Source organism: Paenibacillus sp. J22R67 (genome assembly GCF_059692175.1).
This window is the reverse complement of record NZ_JCAUAX010000014.1, coordinates 107710-126760: the sequence shown is the minus strand read 5'-3', so window position 1 is coordinate 126760 and position 19051 is coordinate 107710. Positions and strand designations below refer to the sequence as shown.

General features: G+C 39.4%; 22 protein-coding genes. 17 read left to right on the top strand and 5 right to left on the bottom strand.

What is annotated here, in order from left to right; all coding sequences use genetic code 11:
* On the bottom strand, positions 1 to 1479 hold the full coding sequence (locus AC58VC_RS33455) for a spore germination protein (RefSeq protein ID WP_497375526.1): 1479 nt from the start codon (positions 1477 to 1479) through the stop codon (positions 1 to 3).
* Positions 1480 to 1900: 421 nt separating this feature from the next.
* Between AC58VC_RS33455 and AC58VC_RS33450 the strand changes: the two genes are divergently transcribed.
* The 13 genes from AC58VC_RS33450 (at position 1901) to AC58VC_RS33390 (ending at position 10894) form a co-directional block, all read left to right on the top strand.
* Positions 1901 to 1999 (top strand): DUF7660 family protein, encoded by a 99-nt coding sequence (locus AC58VC_RS33450; protein WP_497375524.1) that lies wholly within the window; start codon positions 1901 to 1903, stop codon positions 1997 to 1999.
* Positions 2000 to 2062: 63 nt separating this feature from the next.
* Positions 2063 to 2557 carry a dihydrofolate reductase gene (locus AC58VC_RS33445; protein WP_497375522.1) on the top strand — a complete coding sequence of 165 codons (495 nt, stop codon included), beginning with the start codon at positions 2063 to 2065 and terminating at the stop codon, positions 2555 to 2557.
* A 264-nt stretch (positions 2558 to 2821) separates the two neighbouring features.
* Complete coding sequence (locus tag AC58VC_RS33440; protein WP_497375520.1) at positions 2822 to 3355, top strand: P-loop nucleotide/nucleoside kinase family protein; 534 nt, start codon at positions 2822 to 2824, stop codon at positions 3353 to 3355.
* Positions 3356 to 3620: 265 nt separating this feature from the next.
* A complete protein-coding gene (locus AC58VC_RS33435; protein WP_497375518.1) occupies positions 3621 to 4424 on the top strand; it encodes a hypothetical protein in 804 nt (267 codons plus the stop codon).
* Positions 4425 to 4634: 210 nt separating this feature from the next.
* Positions 4635 to 5153: a nucleoside deaminase gene (locus AC58VC_RS33430; RefSeq protein WP_497375516.1), complete on the top strand. Its 519-nt coding sequence runs from the start codon at positions 4635 to 4637 to the stop codon at positions 5151 to 5153.
* A gap of 256 nt (positions 5154 to 5409) precedes the next feature.
* On the top strand, positions 5410 to 5964 hold the full coding sequence (locus AC58VC_RS33425; protein WP_497375514.1) for a 2'-5' RNA ligase family protein: 555 nt from the start codon (positions 5410 to 5412) through the stop codon (positions 5962 to 5964).
* A 214-nt stretch (positions 5965 to 6178) separates the two neighbouring features.
* Positions 6179 to 6913: an alpha/beta hydrolase gene (locus AC58VC_RS33420; protein ID WP_497375512.1), complete on the top strand. Its 735-nt coding sequence runs from the start codon at positions 6179 to 6181 to the stop codon at positions 6911 to 6913.
* A gap of 47 nt (positions 6914 to 6960) precedes the next feature.
* Positions 6961 to 7182, top strand: a complete 222-nt coding sequence (locus AC58VC_RS33415; RefSeq protein ID WP_497375510.1) for a DUF7660 family protein — start codon at positions 6961 to 6963, stop codon at positions 7180 to 7182.
* A gap of 89 nt (positions 7183 to 7271) precedes the next feature.
* Positions 7272 to 7583 (top strand): hypothetical protein, encoded by a 312-nt coding sequence (locus AC58VC_RS33410; RefSeq protein ID WP_497375508.1) that lies wholly within the window; start codon positions 7272 to 7274, stop codon positions 7581 to 7583.
* A 114-nt stretch (positions 7584 to 7697) separates the two neighbouring features.
* On the top strand, positions 7698 to 8693 hold the full coding sequence (locus AC58VC_RS33405) for a serine hydrolase domain-containing protein (protein ID WP_497375506.1): 996 nt from the start codon (positions 7698 to 7700) through the stop codon (positions 8691 to 8693).
* 211 nt (positions 8694 to 8904) lie between these two features.
* Positions 8905 to 9342, top strand: a complete 438-nt coding sequence (locus tag AC58VC_RS33400) for a GNAT family N-acetyltransferase (RefSeq protein WP_497375604.1) — start codon at positions 8905 to 8907, stop codon at positions 9340 to 9342.
* Between the two features lie 303 nt (positions 9343 to 9645).
* The gene (locus tag AC58VC_RS33395; protein ID WP_497375504.1) at positions 9646 to 10128 is read left to right on the top strand and encodes a hypothetical protein; all 483 of its coding nucleotides are present in this window, start codon (positions 9646 to 9648) and stop codon (positions 10126 to 10128) included.
* Positions 10129 to 10264: 136 nt separating this feature from the next.
* Positions 10265 to 10894 carry a hypothetical protein gene (locus AC58VC_RS33390; protein ID WP_497375502.1) on the top strand — a complete coding sequence of 210 codons (630 nt, stop codon included), beginning with the start codon at positions 10265 to 10267 and terminating at the stop codon, positions 10892 to 10894.
* Positions 10895 to 11010: 116 nt separating this feature from the next.
* Here the strand turns inward: AC58VC_RS33390 and AC58VC_RS33385 are convergent, their stop codons facing one another.
* Together AC58VC_RS33385 and AC58VC_RS33380 are read right to left on the bottom strand one after the other, a co-directional pair.
* Positions 11011 to 12054: a YncE family protein gene (locus AC58VC_RS33385; protein WP_497375500.1), complete on the bottom strand. Its 1044-nt coding sequence runs from the start codon at positions 12052 to 12054 to the stop codon at positions 11011 to 11013.
* Positions 12055 to 12602: 548 nt separating this feature from the next.
* Positions 12603 to 13727 (bottom strand): IS110 family RNA-guided transposase, encoded by a 1125-nt coding sequence (locus AC58VC_RS33380; RefSeq protein ID WP_497375498.1) that lies wholly within the window; start codon positions 13725 to 13727, stop codon positions 12603 to 12605.
* A gap of 412 nt (positions 13728 to 14139) precedes the next feature.
* On the opposite strand from AC58VC_RS33380, the gene AC58VC_RS33375 reads away from it, so the two are divergent.
* Entirely contained in the window at positions 14140 to 14604 is a 465-nt protein-coding gene (locus AC58VC_RS33375; RefSeq protein WP_497375496.1) for a YciI family protein, read from the top strand.
* A gap of 252 nt (positions 14605 to 14856) precedes the next feature.
* Here the strand turns inward: AC58VC_RS33375 and AC58VC_RS33370 are convergent, their stop codons facing one another.
* Together AC58VC_RS33370 and AC58VC_RS33365 are read right to left on the bottom strand one after the other, a co-directional pair.
* Entirely contained in the window at positions 14857 to 15621 is a 765-nt protein-coding gene (locus tag AC58VC_RS33370; protein WP_497375494.1) for an SDR family NAD(P)-dependent oxidoreductase, read from the bottom strand.
* A gap of 145 nt (positions 15622 to 15766) precedes the next feature.
* Positions 15767 to 16321 carry an NADPH-dependent FMN reductase gene (locus AC58VC_RS33365; protein ID WP_497375492.1) on the bottom strand — a complete coding sequence of 185 codons (555 nt, stop codon included), beginning with the start codon at positions 16319 to 16321 and terminating at the stop codon, positions 15767 to 15769.
* Positions 16322 to 17084: 763 nt separating this feature from the next.
* Here AC58VC_RS33365 and AC58VC_RS33360 point away from each other — a divergent pair.
* From AC58VC_RS33360 to AC58VC_RS33350, 3 genes are all read left to right on the top strand, one after another.
* Entirely contained in the window at positions 17085 to 17543 is a 459-nt protein-coding gene (locus AC58VC_RS33360) for an NUDIX domain-containing protein (protein WP_497375490.1), read from the top strand.
* 158 nt (positions 17544 to 17701) lie between these two features.
* Positions 17702 to 18373, top strand: coding sequence for an orotate phosphoribosyltransferase (gene pyrE, locus AC58VC_RS33355; RefSeq protein ID WP_497375488.1), 672 nt, complete (start codon positions 17702 to 17704; stop codon positions 18371 to 18373).
* Positions 18374 to 18498: 125 nt separating this feature from the next.
* Entirely contained in the window at positions 18499 to 18888 is a 390-nt protein-coding gene (locus tag AC58VC_RS33350; RefSeq protein WP_497375486.1) for an HIT family protein, read from the top strand.
* The last annotated feature ends 163 nt before the right edge of the window (positions 18889 to 19051 follow it).

Below are 19051 nucleotides of genomic sequence, written 5' to 3'. Positions count from 1 at the left end.
TTATTTTCTCCTTTGACTGGTTCGCCATTTCTGTAGGGTATGTAAATATTCAGGACGTTCCTTCATCCAATGGAAAGGACCCCGAATGAAAAGATCTAACCAATCCCTCCAGTAAAGAGGAGCTAAGGGGGCAAAATAAGGTTGTTTCAAAGATGTGATACTATTCAAATGGACAAGAATAACAATTATCCCGAATACTATCCCTAACATTCCGATATAGTTGGCAAGGAAAAGGAAAGCGAATTGAAGCAGTGTGTTTGATTTGGTGACGAGATAATTAGGGACTAGAAACGAAGCGATAGCCGTAACACCTACCAAAACAATTAATATTTTGCTTGCAAAACCAGCTTCAACGGAAGCTTGTCCTACGACAATGCCACCGATCACGCCTAGTACTTGACCCGACTTTGTGGGCATCCTAAGACTTGCTTCTTTGATGATCTCCAGGGTAAGCAGCATTAAAAATGCTTCCCAAAATGGCGTAAACGGCAATTTGGTTCTAGATTCTAATAATACAAAAAGAACTTGCAACGGGAGCATCTGATAATGATGCGTGGCTAACGCAACATAGATCGGGACTAATATTAACGAAAGTACATAGCTTACATATCGCAGCAGCCGCAAAAAACTGGCAACCAGCCAGCGATTAATGTAATCCTCTGGAGATTGAAATAGATGAAAAAATGTGATGGGAGCCACTAACGCAAATGGTGTATTGGCTACTAAAAAAGTAATTTTTCCCATCGATAAAGTGAAAGCGCATAGATCCGGGCGGTCGCTTTGTTGAAATTGCGGGAATATACTATGATAATTATCTTCCATGAATGCCGCAACATGGGATGAATCCATAAAAACATCAAAATCAATGGTAGATAGTTTACTTCTTGCAATGGAAATAAATTCGGAATTGGTCACCCCTTCCATATACAACATGACAACCTCTGTTTTACTTACAGAACCGACAGAAAACCTTTCTGATTTTAAAGATGTCGATGGAAGCCGTCTGCGAATCATTGTCACATTTTGATCGATTTGCTCACTGAAGCTGTCCTTGGGTCCAAACATAATGGTTTCGGTTTCCGATGTTTCGATGGCACGAGTCAATGGATTTGGAAGAAGTGCTGCCCACCACTGATTCTTCATAGGTTCATAGAGAAGGATGGATCCCGTTAATAGTTTCTGCTGACCTTCCTCCATCGTGATAATTCTGGATACCTTAGCTGTGGCTATGCATTCATTTATTTCTTCAAGATCACAGTGCAGCAGCGGTTCGATAACGGATTCATTTAAGCGTTCTTGGTCAATTAATGTTCTAATGTAGAGAAACATCACCATTTGATCATTATTGGTCCTGCGTTCGATGATTTCTGCATCGTCCATGTTGGCCAAAATTTGTCTAAATGAATCTATCGTTAGGACAGTATTCTGAGGTTCAGGTTTCTCAAAATGGTGTCCAATCTTAAGCTTCTTCCAAAACATAAACACCATCCTTACAAAGTGGGTAGTAAAAATCGAAAATATTGGTTATGCCTTTATAATTTATCCATGACTGGATCATTTATACTCTTAGGGTTCGTATGTATGAGAACTGTTTCATGAAGTGCATGCGGATACATCAGTATTAAGTCTACAGGGTTTAACAAGTCATAGGATAAACTTTCTAAAAATATACACGAAAAAGCAGAGCTGCTTGTAGGGATTAACAACTTATACAAAAAAATATGCTTGAAGCTAAAGGGTTTTCTTGGAGGGTTAGAGAAAGATAGGGTAACCAGAGGTAATAGCAGTGTTGGGATTATTTGAAAATGCCGAGTAGTTAAACTAACGAAAGAACGTTTGTTGAATAATACGAGGAGGATCTGAAATCTTTAACCCTAATGATGTATCCAGTAAAGATGAGTTGGTTGCATTTCTTCATACATTGAGACATGATCTAACTAATAATGCTACGAGCTGGGAGAACCAAACACTGGAAGGCTTTTTGGAGTCACTACGCTAACGGATACGTTAGTGGTACGTCACAGGAGCAGAGCAGACTCATGGTTTTAAAGGGGAGATTTATGTGGAATTCAAACTAATCGCTGCCATGGACAAAAACAGGGTAATAGGAAAAAACAACGACATTCCTTGGAGGATACCTAATGATTGGCGGCACGTTAACAAAACGACAAAAGGGCATACAATCGTGATGGGGAGAAGAAATTATGAATCTATTGGAAGGGCTCTTCCTGATCGTCGTAATATTATCCTAAGCCGTGATAAAGAACTGAGGATAGAAGACTGCGAAATTGCCCATTCCATTAATGACGTTTTTAATATTTGTCAAAGTGAGGAAGAAGTCTTCATTTTTGGAGGAGAACAGATCTATAAGATGTTTTTGCCATATGTTACAAAGATGTATATTACAAAGATATACCATGAATTTGAAGGGGATACCTATTTTCCGGATATCGATTTTGGTGAATGGAAAGAAGTATCTGTTACAGCAGGGATTACTGATTTGAAAAATCCCTACACTTATTACTTTCATGTTTATGAACGAAAGTCATTGAAGTAACGAATAACAAAAGTGCAGAAATAAGGGACAGATCGCCATGGCAGGCAGCTGTCCTTTTTTTTGTTGAACTACCATGAAAGAACGAATTAACTTTAATGCTCTGTGGTGCAAATACCAGGTGCATGGATGGCTAACGGGAGTTTAGTGGAACTGTCAGCGTGTAATACAGTTAAGTTATAAAATGTGAACATATTACCTTTTCCCTTAGTCTATTTATTTAGAATTAATAATGAGACACTAGGACACAAATATGGGGGCGTAAACATGTTTTTTTTGCAAATGTCCGGATTTCCTGGGTCGGGCAAATCAACTCTTGCCAGGGAAATTGCGAAGTTCACTAAAGTAGTAATTATAGACCATGATATCGTGAAAACAGGATTATTAGAGGGACTAGGGTTAGAGGAACTAAATGTAGATTCCAAACGTGCTGGCGGGGTTGCTTATCATATTGAATGGTCATTAGTCGATTTCTATCTCTCGCAAGGACATAACGTTATTCTAGATAGTCCTTGCTTGTACGAAGTGTTGGTTGAGAAAGGAACTGTATTGGCTGAAAAACATAGTGCCAAATACAAGTATATAGAGTGTGTATTGAACGACATTCATGAACTTAACAATAGGTTGAAAAATCGCGAGCGAATGATTACTCAAATTGGACCAGTCGATATACCTGAAGAAAGATGGCAAGAGGTTATCGACCGAGCGAAAAAGCCAACACACTTGGAATGTATAAAAGTAGACACCTCACAACCTGTAGACTATTACATTAGTGATGTTCTACAATATATTAATAAATAATATCTTTAAGGTCTATCCTTTGCGGGATTGTCCCGAAAAGTTGAAAAAAACTCATTCCGCTAACGGCGAACTTTAGCTTAATAAAACACCATTGAAGGCAGCCGAGATCCAGAGGCCGCCTTTTCCCCGCTAACGGGCAGGATAGTTTTAATCTCGTCTCGAATAAAACACTAAGGGGCTATAACGTGAGGATGTCAAACTATATTCTTTATTTGAATGTGATAAATATGGATATGCGTAGAGCGAACTGTAAAAGGAGATTAATATGGCTGAAAAAGGTCAACCACAAACCTTAGGAATGCATATAACGACTACAAAATTCTTGGGATCTGAGGAAGTTGCACGCTACATTTTTGAAAAACTTAGACAGCTCCCGACTAAATACCACCCAACCAAATCTGAATACTATACAAGCAAGAATAAGGGAAAATTCTCATTTGATAATCCGAATGAATTTATCAGTAAGGTACCTGGTGACTATAGATATGGGGGATACGCATCTTTATATAAATTCAGACAGATCTTCTCAATTTATATCAAGTGGACAAGGTGCCCTGAAAGTTTAGTTTCCGAAAATGATTTAGTTTATAACACAATCTGGATTCACTTTGATGACGGAATGGGATTAATAAATAATTCAAAGGAATTTAGTATAGTTGAGAGTATTTGGCTGGACTTGTGTAAGTTTTTGAATTCTTGGTATGGAGAATGCCACTTGTATAGTAATCTTGAGAGCAGCAATAATTATCTTGGCTGGGGTTTCGGTAGATGTATTCCTAGACTGCATTGGAAAACATATTTTGGCGAAGCTTATAAACAATTGATTCCAGTTAATGAAATTGACTTCGAAGGAACCTGCAAAGTTGATATATTCACGAACGAAGGTTTTACCTTGACTATTAACGATGATCCTAGAAACTTAGTGACTCGAAGTGATATAGAGAGGAAAATTATCAATAAGCTCGGCTCGAATTTATTTTGGAATGAACATGACAACAGATTAAGTCCGAAAGGTGAATATAAAATTCCTAATTTAGATTATTCTGAAGTAATATATAGGACCTTTTAATACCTTTACTGAACTGGGCATGATTCAACGGAGAACGTTTGTTTAATACATAATAATGGGAGGCTGCCGGCACGATCGGCAGCCTTTCGCTCACCTAACGGGCAGTAGAGTTGAGTAAAAAAGGAATTATATGGGTTAAAATAGAATGTATAAGTTTAATAAGAACCTTTTATCGAGGATATCTATTAATCATATAGGGGGTAAATAATCTTGGATGTTGATCGTAAATTTCTATTAGAAGCATTCACTGAAGCTGACAAAGCTAGAGACGAAGGGACATATCCAATTGGCGTTGTCATTGTTGATTCTGAGGGCACAATTATCAGTAGGGGACGTAATAGGGTCTTTTCGGAAGCAGATACGACAGCGCATGCAGAGGTTGATGCAATAAGAAAAGCGGGATCAACCATGCTGGACATCAAGAAAAAGAAATTTTTAAAAAAAGGCTACACATTGTATTCAACATGTGAACCTTGCCCTATGTGTACTTGTACTATTTTATTATCTTTTAGCATTGATAGGGTTGTTTGGGCTGCGAATGATGTTGGGATGGGGGCTATGAGAAAGTTTTCGGGAGGGCCTCATTTCTTAGAACGATTTAGTAAGATTCTTATTGAATCAGCTCCTTATCGGGATTTAGAGATTCGTCAGAGAAGAATGCTTGCGGAGTTTTTTATTGAAAGAGGTTATGTTGATACGGAATGGCAATATCATAATGAACCGAATTGATACGGCGGGGCTAAATTAAAGTGGATCAATCCTCATTGAATTAACGGAAGAACGCTAGTTAGATAAACTACAAAGTGAGGCTGCCGCGAAATTTGATTGGCAGCCTCTTTAAGCTAAAGGTAGTTTAAAACTAAAGCAGTATTTGGAAAATATTTGAGGAATACGTTCTAAAAACATAAATGTTTCGAAAGTTGAAGATTGAAATGAATAGGAATGCTCCGAGAAAAATACATATTATTTATAAAGGGGTGTAAAAATGCCTTTTTTCATAGGAATCGTTCCACCTGAAGATTATAAAGAGCAAATTTTGGTATTTCGTAATAAATGGGCTAAGACATTTCGAAATCGATGGGATAATAACGGATTTAGGGCACCTGTGGAGCCTCATATTACTGTTAAACTCTCAAATGGACTTGCGGAGGATATGAATTGGCTTGAAAAGGTAAGAGAAACTTGTTCTTCATTTCCAATCTTCCAGTTAACTTTGTCTGAACCAGGAACATTTGGAACAGAGGTTACATTCCTTAGCGTTGAATCGAAAGAGATATATAATCTACACAAGAATTTGGTAGATGCGGTTTCCCCACCAACCGAACTTATTGACAGTAATATAGAGTTGGATAACTTCATTCCACATTTGACTTTGGGTCAAACAAAATGGGGTATGAATGAAGCAGAAATTATAGAAATGAAATTGGCTGCGAGAGAAGCATTACTTCCTTTTCCAAGTTTCGATGTAACATTCGTGCGGGTATTTGATATCAAAACAAACGTACCTTTAGAAGATATTAAACTTGCCAAGTTGTTCTAATCAGATCATAGAACTAGCGAATAACGTTACTTCAATAAACTACAAAATGAGGCTTCCGCCACGAAAACAAAGGCAGTAAGGGCTGCCGCGAGGTAGCCCTTTCTTAATTTAAGGGCAGTTTAAAACAATAAACGAGTATTTTGAAATTGATACTCAGTACCTTAGTTGTGGCAAAATTGGGCAGCGTTAATAAATACTCACAGGAGACAATCAAATGGAACACTTTGAATATCGCGACATTTGTGGAGTGCCCTGCATAATACTTGACCCTACGTCAGAACCTGTTGGTCAAGTATTGTTGTATCATGGATGGGGATCTACGATGGAAAGTTATAAGTTCTTTGCGTCATTGATTTCAAATTGGCAATATAGAGTAATTATTCCTGAACTACCTTGCCATGGAGAGCGTGGAAACCTTAATTATTTTGATGAAACAACCTTACAAACTCATTTTTGGACAGTCGTTTTTCAAGGTGTACAAGAAGCAATGGAAATTGCATCGGAACTATCACAAAATAATGATACTCCATTAACTTTAATTGGTCACTCAACAGGCGGTTTTATTACTGCTGGTACCTTTGCTAAACATCAAAAGGTTCACTCTGCAATTGTTATTAATGCGTCCTGTGCTTGGGTTCAATTTGAAGAACTTTATCGCGAAAAACTCGGTTTGAATCCAATGGAAGCAAACGACAAAGAAAATTTAGAACAAAATGATCCGCTTTCAAATATTTCTTTAAATCCATTAAAACCATTATTACTACTGCATTGCCAAGATGATACTTCAATACCTATCGATAGTCAAAGATATTTTGTGAATGCGATGTCAAATAAGGATAAAACAGCTGACCATATCCAATTGATCGAATACCCGAGAGTGAATCACCAGATCACACTTGGTATGTTGCAAATGATCAGGGAGTTCTTGATAAGACCTCTTCTCCGCTAAACTAACGGAATAACGTTTGTTGAATAATACGAGGAGGATCTGAAACCTTGAACCCTATTGATGTATCCAGTAAAGATGAGTTGGTTGCATTTCTTCATACATTGAGACGTGATCTAACTAATAATGCTACGAGCTGGGAGAACCAAACACTGGAAGGCTTTTTGGAGGCTATAGCTGCATGGTTAAATGATTCTGATGATGCTAATTCTAAAACGCCTACTTGGAGTCTGCTTGCAACCTCTTTATTGGCTGGTAAAGCATACGAGTGAAAAAGTCACTACGCTAACGAAAGAACTATAGTTCAATCAGCAGCAAGAGCGACGTATAGGATAATGCACAGGGTCTAGGAGTGATGAACATGTCTACACCTGATGTAGAAGCGAAAATAACTTTTTTAAAGAATGGCATAAGAACAAGACCTGTGTTTACAGGTTATCGTCCTAACCATCTGGTTACTGACAATTACCTAACTTCTGGAGCACACCATTATTATGAAAGAGACAAAGTTGAAATGGGTGAGACTGTACTAGGAACGATTACCTTCATTTCTCCAGAAGCTTATCCGAATACTCTGTGGATTGGTAAAATAATAAATATTCAAGAAGGATCTAGAATTGTAGGCCATGCCGAGATTACGAAGGTTTTCAATTTACAATTGTTAAAAAATTGACAGCCGTAAAACCGGATGATTAACCTAAAGGGAACGTTAGTTTATAAATAACAATCAAAATGGAGCTGCCGGCATGATCGGCAGCTTTTGCTCAACTAAAGGGGAGGTATTTGTATGGTTAATGTTTGGGATGAAATAAACAAGATAGTTGAAAATTATAAAATAGAAAACCATTTGAGTGGCACTTTACTAGTGTCACAAGATGGTAAAGTATTATTTGAGAAAGCATATGGTAAGGCTAATATGCAGTTCGGTGTTGAAAATACACTGGATATGAAGTTTTTCATTGCATCAGTAACAAAAATGTTCATAGCTGCCGCTGCTATTAAACTACATGAAGAAGCTGTAATTAAACTACATGCACATCCAGGAATTTATATTGATACGCTCAAAAATGTGCATCATAAAATCACATTACACCATCTAATATCTCATACCTCTGGATTATATGATATTTATGCGATACCGAACATTCGATTTGAAATGAGCAAGTTAAACAACGAAAAAGGTGATTTTCTTAATTATTTGAGCAATCAGGAACAACTGTTTGTCCCAGGTGTAGGATGGAAATATAACAGTACTGGTTTTATTATGATGGGGTATGTACTTGAGGCAGTTACAGGAAAAACATTTGAAACCTTACTAAATGAATTATTTTTTAATCCACTAAATATGAAAAGTACTGGACTTCATAATCCCAGACAAATTGTTGTTAATCGCGCGTATGGATACACGATTGAAAATGGAGAATTTAGGAACGCAGATTACGATAAATTGGTTGAAATTGAAGCACCAGGTGAATTATATTCAACTGTTAGGGATCTCAATTTATGGTGTGAAGCTATTTTAAACGAAACAATTCTATCAGGAGCTTCTAGAGATATTATGTTTACACCATATGCATCTGTAGATTTTGATCCTAAATTTAAGTATGGTTATGGTTGGTTTTTGGGTAATAATTTCAGGTGGATTCCTGGAGGATCTCCGGGATATAAAGCAGACATTTGGCAATTTCCTGAGAAAAAAGTGAATATAATCATGTTGTGGAACTATGAGAAGGTAAATTCATATGTGTTGTTTGAGAGAATAAGAGATCTTTTGAATTTATAAAAAGTATTATGCAACTCATCGTTAATGAAAACCTTAATTACACATAGGAGAATATTGAACCACATTGAACTAACGAAAGAACGATAAATTCATAACAAAAATCAAACAGGCTGCTGGTGATAAACTCAGATGGCCTGTTGTTAACGGGAGTATTAGTTGAGGAAGTCGTGTTAGAATAGGACGAGATTAGTTAGCTTCATAAGAATAACTAATAAATTTAACTAAAGTATGGGATTACTTGGGCGGTCAAAGAAGTTCACAGCAAATTGAAGATAGAATTACAGAATGGATAAATCCCCAAGAAAACTGCCATTATTGGACAGTTAAAGAACTAGGTTCAGGTGCATTCGTAGGAAGCATTTTATTAACACCACATTATGATGGAGAATATACTCAAATTTCATATATGTTTTTATCATGTTTTTGGGGTAATGGTTTTGCATTGGAAGCGGTAAGTCAAGTATTATGCCATTCTTTTGAAGATAAAGCATATAAAAAGATACTTGCTGAGGCGCAATCGGCAAACACTTCGTCATGTGCCTTATTAAAGAAACTTGGGTTTTATGAAGTAAAAAGAGTTACTCGATTTGATGAAGAACAAGTAATTTTTTCTATAGACCACCCAAGCCATAGGGTCGTATTTGATTAAACTATTGGTGAATGTTTGTTTAATTACACAGCAATAGGAGGCTGCCGGCACGATCGGCAGCCTTTCGCTCACCTAACGGGCAGTAGAGCGTGGTTGATATTGCCAGTGGTTAGGCAGTTAATCCTTGACCTCATAATACGAACGGGCAGAATAGCTGAATAAATATCAAAAAAGGCTGCTGACACCAAGATTTCAGTGCCTTCTCAACTAAACGTGCAGTAACGAATGAACTTAAACACTTTCAACGAGAGAGGTAAAAGTTGTTGACAGAATACCCAATCGGATAAAAACCATGCTCATACCATGAATCATAAGAGTTTAAGGAGAGTGTCACGAAATGAAAATCACTCGAAAATTTTTGGAAAATGCCCCATTCCCGTTAATCTGACATTAAAACAACGTCTCGCCCAGCAAATCGGATTTGGTTCAGATCCTGTTTTTACAACTACAAATGGTAGGTCAATTAACGGAGTCATTCGAAAAGTGGGAAACAAAGCCTTTGTACTAAGGGAACTGGATACTAATCGGCTAAGGATAATTCCGTTCACAAGATTGGCTGATTACAGATTTGAAATAACAACAGGAGTTCCGCCGATAAAAAATGTCGCTGTTATTCATGCGATCCAAGCAAGTTTTGTTGCTTTTAATGTAAAAAAGGGGAAAGACTATGTTGAATTTGTTCAAATAATAGCGGAGCATCCACAACAAGTAATTACCATTTTTAATCACATTATCCCAATAAGTCAAATTGTAAGCATCGAATGCTTACGATTGAAAAGGCGATAACTATGGACGAAAAAGCACTTAAAGTAGGCGTTTACTCAATTGGGTGAACGCTTATTACATTTTTCGGGCAAACGTCCATACCAACAACTTATTTCCCTCATAGATTAGTCTAGCCAAAGAGAAGGATGTGATCTCGATGATCGTAAAAGGGATAGTGGATGTAGGTGTTATCCGCAACGGTAACAATAATGTGAATCTGTTAACTGACTGTGGTGGTTATCCGTTTGATTCATTAGCTATTTCCTCTGGGCCAGTAATAATGAGGAGAAGAAATACGATTGTCAATGCCGAGCTGGAGAGAGAGGAGGGTGGGGAATGTATCGATCAAACTCTTACGGTCGGACACAATATTGCACAGAAGCTTATGCTGAAGAACCGACGGTACCGTGTTGTGTTTGATACGGAGACCAGAGTAATGGACATGTTCAGTAAGCCGGTTACAAGAGGGAGGCATTTCTTGAGAGTCGGCAGACAAGTCGTTGAGGATCGAGATAGCGAAAATCCTAAGGTCATTACGATCCGGGACGGGCAGATCTATATATCCGCCATCGGAGAAGTTGCGTTAGGGATCATCGGTGAACGACTGCTATTAAAGCACGGCCTAGATAGTAAAAGCCTCCGTATACTTATAGGAAATGACATATTTGTTGAACCATTCATCCAAGTTACACCGCGAACTGCAGAACAGTTGGATTTAACAGCGGGGGATGTCCTCATGGAATTCAATCAGATCACATCTGTGCTGCGGATCAATCCAGGAAAGTAAGAGAACATCCGCCATTCGGAAGGCAGCCGGTCATATGATCGCTGCCTATCTCAATTAATGTAGGTTAATTAGTGAGTGACAGGAAAAGTTGAGGCTGGTTTAAAATAAAGTCGTAATCATAAGCCTTGTATAACGACAACCTTACGATCCCTGTTACTCAGGACGTACAAACGATTGGTTCGGGCATTCAAAACACCGTTAAAAGGTTCGACTCCCGTACGTATACGTGTAAGAATCGTGTTATCCGCCCCATTTATCACGATAACATTGCCGCCAAATTCCGGAACATATACAAGGTTTCTTATAGGGTCAACATTGATAACAGCTGGAGATTCGCCAGTACGTACCGTCTGGATTATCCGATTTGTTCGCAAATTTACTGAACTTACCGTGCCACCATCAGGATCTGCAGAATACAGTCGATTTGTTCGCTCATTTAAAGCGGGATCAATGATTTCATGGAGAGTAGGGGGGGATATTACGGTTATGGGTCTGTTGGTGTTTCCATTAACTACAATAATATCAGCGTCTTTAACGACATAAATTCGATTTGTCCTAGTATTGATTAAAACTACGAAAGCTGGCCCCGTTTGAGGATTTGCGATTATCAGATTGCTCTTTCCATCTATGACGGCCAAGTTCCCTGTATTCGCAAACACGACATAAATCCGATTCGTTAAAGGATTCACAGCAACACTTATCGGTTGAATTCCGACCAATGGTATTTTAGACATAATTTTGTTGGTTTCGCCGTCGATAACAACTAATGTGTTACTACTACGATTGATTACATAGATTCGGTTGGTGGACGGATTTACAGCTATATTTCCCACACTGGATGAAAGCTTGATCGTCTTTACGATCCTATTTGTGATACTGTTAATGACGGAAACGGTTCCACTTATTGTATTGGATACATAAAATCGGTTGGTACGAGGATTTACCGCAGCGTGAAACGGGTTGTTGCCAACACTTATGGTGCGAATTATTCTATTCGTAACACCATTTATTACAGTGACGGTATTACTTCCGGTGTTAAGTACATAAATCCGGTTAAGGGGCTCATTAAGATAGATTTTGGAGGGGTTTCTTTCAACTGGTATAGTCTTGATGACACGATTCCTCAATGATAATCGAGTAATGGAACGCTTATTCCTCATACTTCTTCTAATACCTCCATATATTAAGAATCCTATACTATATGCTCAGGATAAAAGTAATGTTTATTATTTTTAGATGTACGTATGTTCAGTCGTAAAGTCGTAACGAAGAAAAACCTAAGGCTAAGCCAACAGGTATTATTAAACTCACGTGAGTTCCGTTTAATAAATGGCATTGAATTAATGGGTAGTTTTAGGCACATTGAACTGATATGAACGAGGCGGTCAATACCTCTTTTAATGATCTTGTATTTTTAAGGTTTAAACATCCCACTCTTAATAAATGTACTAAGGTTTGAAAAGGTTTTAAAACCTTGGCACGAAGGCAAAGACGTTGACGGTGGTTAACAGTCTGATATGCGCGGGTTGGGTACCGCATTTCAATCCATTCGTCGTGGAGCTGCCTCTGACTAACGGCGCACGTTCGGCTATCAATCATTGCCTAGTGCATAGTTCAACATGAGGGTTCTCCTTACCGGGTTTTGCCTCCGAGCCAAAATTTCAAATTCTCTTTTTCAAGACCCAAAAAGTTTTTAGAATAACATCAACTATGCAACCAAAGCTTCAGATTGTTTCTTTTCGATCTCACAGCCAATAGCCCAAATGAACCCAATGAGTTCTCTGGCAACAGCTACGGCAGCCTTTTTTCCAGCATTCCCTCGAGACGTAATCAGATGATATTTCTGATGCAAACGATGTTGAGCTTTCCAGGCAATACGTTTAGCTTCAGGATCTTGTCCTTCTTGACGAGCACGGATTTGTCCTTTTAAAGAAGGGGAGTGACGATAGGCCCAAGCTGATTCTACGATGACATGACGTATGTGAGCATTCCCAACTTTGGTGATAGATCCCTGCCAACGACTTGCTCCACTTGAATATTCTTTAGGAACAAGTCCAGCATACGACATTAATTGCCTGGGACTTGAAAAACGAGAGAATTGTCCAATTTCCGCAACTAACGTGGTCGCAGTCACTTCTGCTACTCCACGCATAGTTTGAAGGGCTTGGATAACAGGCGCATGAACACTTCTTGTTGCTTGTTCGTGAATTTCAGATTCGATACGCTTCATTCGGTCAGTCACTTCATCAATGGTATGAAGATACTCTTGAAATACGATTCGTAACGATGATTTTTCAAAACGAAGACTGTCCAGCCACTCTCTATGCTTAACAGACCAATTCCGTGTTCCTTTTTCTGGGCGCAGATCATGGCGAAGCAAAAATTGGACAAGGCGAAGTCGAGCTCGGTGTAAGTCTTCCTTAGCGTCATGACGAGCGCGAACCAAGTCTCTCAAAGCCTCATGGTCTTCGTCGGGAGTCCAAACGGGTGTGAGTTCGCCAGCTCGAAGAAGCTGTGCAAGCCTTAATGCATCTCTTCGGTCCGTTTTAATGCGATCTCCCGCGCGCTTTGGAATGAGTGTTGGTGCAACAACGATACAGTCAATTCCGAGAGAAAGTAGAAACCTAAAAAGGCCATATCCAGTTGGTCCTGCTTCATAACAAACATGTAATTGCTCATTAGGACCCATTTTTTTCATGATCTTACGGATTGCTTCAGGTGTATGCGGAATATTTCCAAGAAAACGAGGTTCACCTCGTCCAGAATCTGCAACAGCAACAGAGATTAAATCTTTTGACACGTCTAAACCAACATATTTTGTGTAATCCTTCATAATAGCGGCTCCTTTTGAATGTAGCTCTGCATTTGGTTTTAAGTAGAATCCACTACACATTCTAACCAAAAGCAACCTACGATAGGCGAAAGAGGGCCGCCTTGTTCATTATGACTAACGGTGAACTATAGTTTAATGAAGACATGGAGGCAGTCGGCCAAGTGCATAAGCGCGCAGCGCTTGCGGGCAACACCCGTGAGCGAGAACTGCTATTGAAACGTGCTGCTAAATGCGTTAAAAATGTAATATTGAAAAGCAAGCCTGTGGAAGATTGAACTTTGTAAAGATAAAGAAGCCTTTAATAATTTTTATAAAATATTATTAAAGGTATGTCGATTTATTTGTATACCATTCGTAGATTAAGTAGAGGTAAGAATGGATGCTTCAAACTCACGAAAGAGGAGAAATGAAAATGAAATTTCTGTGTTTGGGTTACTTGGAGTCAGATAAAATGGATGCCCGCTCAAAAGATGAGATTGATGCAATAATGAACGAATGTTCGCCCCACCTGGAAAATTTCTACAAGAGCGGCCAAGTGATTATTGATGCTGGTCTCGCATCCGAAACGAAATGCTTGCGGCGGGCGAATGGGAAAGTGAAGGTTATGGACGGTCCTTTTATCGAAACGAAGGAGATGATCGGCAGTGCTTTTCTCATAGAAGCACGGGACATGGAGGAAGCAATCCGGATTGCTTCCTTACATCCAACCGTACAAGTGGCATCGGCGAGCAGTTTGGATGGGGGATTGAGATCCGCCCGATCCACTACTTTGAATCGAGAGATTAGAAACAACTGTTTTACGGAAAAAATCGTTCAATGTATGAAAATAAGGGCCATCCCGCAAGGAGTGGCCTTAAAAACTTGCCGTTACAGTTAGTGCGGAGATCCGTACCACAGATGACAGGTAAGGTCATTACACTAACGAGGAAACGTTAATTCAATAAACTGGAACAGATCTTCGGCTGTTGACCCAATATAAAATAATAAAGTTCTAACTGTTGTTGAAAAAAAGTGGAGGAAGTGAGGAGTGTGCAGGTCTTTGATACATTAACTCACGGATAACGATAGTGCAACGACCGACAACAAAGGCTGCCGAGAGCTCGGCAGCCTTTGTTGAGTAAAACCAGCTCTACCAAGCGCTCGCGCCGCCGTCCACTACGTAGTTGACGCCTGTAATGTAAGATGCCCGGTCAGAAGCAATGAATGCTGCGAGCTCCACCAGCTCTTCTGGTTGACCGAAGCGCTTCAGAAGCGTCTTACTGGTTATTGCGTCCCGAGCCGCTTGGTTGTCCCCGAGATCGCGGTCGCTGGCTGGGGTCAAAAAAGGTCCTGGACTAATCGTCACCGCACGAATCCCATGCCGCGCACCTTCAAGCGCAAGTTGTCGAGTCATCCCGATAACACCAGCCTTCGCTGCGCAGTGCCCAACCATCGGTGGGGTCTCTCCAGCGATTATGCCTGCCAAGGAAGAAACGTTGATAATGACACCTCCACCGCGACTTACTAGGTGTGGCCATGCGTATTTCGTTACAAAAAAGGGAATGTCGAGTTCGCCGGCAATGGTCAACCGCCAATCCTCTATAGAAAAATCGGGCATCGGACCAAAGCGTTGTATGGCCGCGTTGTTATAGACTACGTCGAGCCCGCCGAACGCGGCAACAGCATCCTCAACCATTTTCCGCGCCTGTTCGGGGTCGGTGAGATTATATGGAGCGATGCCAGTCATCTCACCGCCGGAGCGATGGACAAGTTCGGCTGTCTCATTGTTGGCATCAACGTTGATGTCGCTCCCGACGACTTTTGCGCCTTCCCGCGCAAAGACCTGCGCCGCGACACGACCTAGACCACCTCCGGTACCGGTGATCAGCACGATTTTATTATCAAGATTACCCATAATATCCTCCTAGTTTGTGGTTTGTCCTAGGGACTTTGTTGTAAGTTATTATTTTCCAATTATCCCAGTATAATTAATTAGACAAAGCGAATGCGTAGCACAAATCCCCGAGCATTTACTCGGGGATACACTGTTCTTCTCGATTTTACCGAATAGCCTTCAATGCACCACTCCATAATATTACCTGATCAAGCATAGCGTTCACCGAACCCAATTGATGGTCGGCAGGTTTGAATACGCTGAAGTTTTCAAAATCAGTAAATAGAGATAATCCTACTTGAGCACGTACGTCGGCCACCTGAAGTTCACCCATAATAAGTCGTAAATTTTCCACCGCGCGTGTACCCCCGCTACTTCCGAACCCTACGAATCCAGCAGCTTTGTTGTTCCATTCATTATATAAGTAATCGATCGCGTTTTTGAGCGCCCCAGTTGTTGCGTGATTGTACTCTGGTGTTACAAATACGTAGCCATCAAAAGAGGCAATCTTAGCGGACCATACCTTTGTATGTTCCTTCGAGTACTGTCCCATCGCAGGGGGTACCGGTTCATCAAGAAGCGGAAGATTGAAATCTGCTATATCAACGAGTTCAAACGCAGCATCTGTTCTTTTTTTAGCTAACTCAAATATCCACTTAGCTACAGCCTCAGAATTACGTCCTGGGCGTGTGCTCCCAATAATAATTGCTATCTTAACCATTCATAACTCCTCCTGCACCATTTTTTATTTCGGATGTTATTGTATCCATCTCCAGTAATCTTAATCAAAAATAATCCATTCGAAGTAAGAAGTGGTTGAGCTAACGGGGAACTATAGCTTAATAACAATATGAAAAGGCAGCCGGTCCTGGTGGATTGGTTGCCTTTTCTCAACTAAAGGGCAGTTTAGAGTGGAAACGTATTTCTAATTATATGGCGAGACTGATGTGACATAAAAGACCTTTATGAAAGATGCAGATTAGCTAAAGAGAGCAAGGTTATTTTGTTCAACTGTCGAATACAGTTAAGAGGAATTATTGAAAAAGGTTGGTGAATGTAGTAATGGGATCAATGGGATCTGCGCAAATTTCAATATGGGCTTTATTTATGCCGATTTTATCTATTGTCTTTTTGTTGTTTTTAATTGTTACAATCATAATTCTTGTGGTTAACTCCCAAAAGAGTAAGCGAAGTCTTCAAAACATTGAAATGTTACTTAAGGAACTCAACAATCAAAGATATTAGCAGAGCAGTCTTTAATAGTGACATTACGAAGACAATTACTTAAGATAACACCTTACTCACACTACGGGGCAACGTTGCACTATAGTGGAGCATCAAGCTAACGGGAGACTATAGTTGAACTAATACAGGGAGCAGGCCGCCGCGGCTCTGCTCTCTGTTCCATTGAAGTAAAGGGCAGGTTACTTCCAATATGTGCTAATATAGTATGACTATATTAGTGAGAAGAGAGGTCACCTCTAATGAGGATTGTTGTAACAGGCGGAGCGATTATAAGAGATAGCAACGGTAGAGTTTTATTGCAGCAGAGATCTGATTACGGTGATTGGGGATTGCCAGGCGGAGGCATGAATCCGGGTGAGACTATTCAAGAGACAATGATACGAGAAGTTATTGAGGAGACAGGATTATCTGTTAAGGATTGTGAATTTTACGCAGTTTATAGCGGCCCTAGAATGGAATACACCTATCCTGATGGGAACAAGGTGGTTTTCGTTATGTTCCTTTTCAATGCTTGGACTAATCACAGTGAGCATTTATCAGAAGATGGAGACACGATAAGATTTCAGGACGATCTATGTGAGTCATTGAAATTACAGTTCTGGAATATTAGCGATATCTCGCTGGATCAAATAAACATAGTCCAACGACCAGTTTTTGAAGATTTGCTTAGTGGAAAGACAAATATTCTTAGATCTTAAACTCCTAATTTGTTGAAGTAACGCAGAACTATAGTTGAACCAATACAGGGAGCAGGCCGCCGCGGCTCTGCTCTCTGTTCCATTGAAGTAACGGGCAGATTACTTCCAATATGTGTTAACATAAAGAGGACTATTTAAATTTAGGGGGCTGCATTTTAATGAGTTTCAAAGGGGATTTTATTGAATTTCTATTCAAATCAAATGTTCTTATATTTGGTGATTTTGTAGCTAAAAGCGGTAGAATGACACCTTACATGATAAATACAGGGAACTTTCGAACTGCCAAACAGCTTGCTATTCTAGGCGAATACTATGCTGATTGTATACAGACTCAAGTGGATAAATCAGTAAACGTTTTGTTCGGTCCAGCTTATAAGGGAATTCCACTAGCAGTGGCTGCATCGACTGCTCTATATAATAAATACAATAGAGACATATCGGTCACCTTTAACCGAAAGGAGAAGAAAGATCATGGTGAGGGAGGACAAATCATCGGTTATATTCCTCAAAGTAATGATCGCATATCAATTATCGAAGATGTAATTACGGCTGGTACTGCTGTAAGGGAAAGTTTGAATTTACTTGGTAGTATTTCGGAAGCTAAGATAACGAACTTAATTGTTTCTGTCGATCGTCTAGAAAGAGGACAGAGAAATAAAACTACAATTGAAGAGTTAAGCGAAGATTACGGTATTCAAACCAGTGCTATCGTAACTATAGAAGATATTCTCACATTTCTACATAATCGTGAAATCGATGGGAAGATTGCAATTGATGGGCTAATGAAAAATAAAATAGAAGATTATCTCACTCTTCATGGAGTAAGTTGAACAAGACTATTGAACTACAGGATAAAAATAGTTAAATGAAGAAGAAGCACCCCGTCACAATCGATAGCTTATATTGAGGTAAAGAATAAAGAATAAAGGATCAAGATCAGCCTTTAATCTGTGAGGTGTGGAGTTTGCTTAATTGTCCATATTGCAATATTTCCAATGATAACAGTCATGAAGTCATAATGAGCAATGAAAGATGCATTTATACTTTACTTAAAGAACAAGAGATTAAAGGGGCTGGTATTATTGTCCCGAAAGAACATAGGGAAACTGTTTTTGACTTAACTCAAGATGAATGGAATGAAACATTTCAGTTACTACAAGAAGTTAAGCTGTATTTGGATCATAATTACAAGCCAGATGGCTACAATGTTGGATGGAATTGTGGTCATGTGGGAGGACAGCATGTTTTTCATTCACATTTACATGTTATTCCTCGATATTCTGACGAATTAATGGCGGGAAAAGGGATTCGGTATTTATTTAAAAAGAATCAGAAAGTCGACTAAGCTAACTAGGAACTATAATTCAATCGAACATTTTAAGAGAAGGCTGCCGATGATTTTTGTTCGGCAGCCTTCTCAACTATCGGGCAGTAGAGCGTGGTGGTAGCTTGAGTTTAAGCTACCACTTTTTTTGAGTTACATGCAACTATCAGTGTATTTTTAACGT